The organism is Oleiphilus sp. HI0125 (genome assembly GCF_001635355.1).
Map to the genome: position 1 here is coordinate 1 of NZ_LWGF01000145.1, position 709 is coordinate 709.

Here is a 709-nt window from a genome sequence, read left to right on the forward strand (position 1 = left end):
TGATTAACCCGACTCGCATTGTGCCGATGGGGCCAGATTTAGCTTTGGAGCGAGCGCATGATCGTGACCGGTTTTAAGGTGTGAGTTATCAAAATAAAAAAGCCCGCGAAAGCGGGCTTTTTGTTTGCGTTTAACTATAAAAACGTTCTTACATGTTTGGATAGTTTGGACCACCGCCACCTTCAGGTGTTACCCAGGTAATGTTCTGAGCAGGGTCTTTGATATCACATGTTTTACAGTGTACACAGTTTTGAGAATTGATCTGGAAGCGTTTTTCGCCGCTCTCGTCTTCAACAATCTCGTATACGCCTGCAGGGCAGTAGCGTTGCGCTGGCTCATCATATTTTGGCAAGTTTTGCGCAAGAGGGATGCTCCCATCAGCTAGCTTCAAGTGGCATGGCTGGTGCTCTGCATGGTTTACGTTACCGATGAATACGGAGTCAAGTTTAGCGAAGCTAAGCTTGCCGTCAGGCTTAGGGTAATCGATCTTTTTGCTTTCAGAAGCAGGCTTCAATGTGGCGTAATCAGGAGTAGTGTCGCGCAACGTGAATGGAAGCTTCATAATGTTGTGGTGAATGAAGTTGAACGCGCCGCCGCCAATCATGCCAAATTTGTGCATAGCTGGACCGAAATTACGGCTGTTGTATAGGTCTTCATATACCCATGAGTCTTTGAATGCTGCCGAGAATTCAGTGATCTCGTCGTTTGC

The 709-nt window shown here is 46.8% G+C and carries 1 protein-coding gene; it reads right to left on the minus strand.

Translation table 11 applies throughout. The annotated features are described in order from the left end of the window. Window positions 1–148: 148 nt before the first annotated feature. Window positions 149–709 (minus strand): 4Fe-4S dicluster domain-containing protein (locus tag A3762_RS02490; RefSeq protein ID WP_197468958.1); only part of this gene is annotated, 561 nt, incomplete at its 5' end.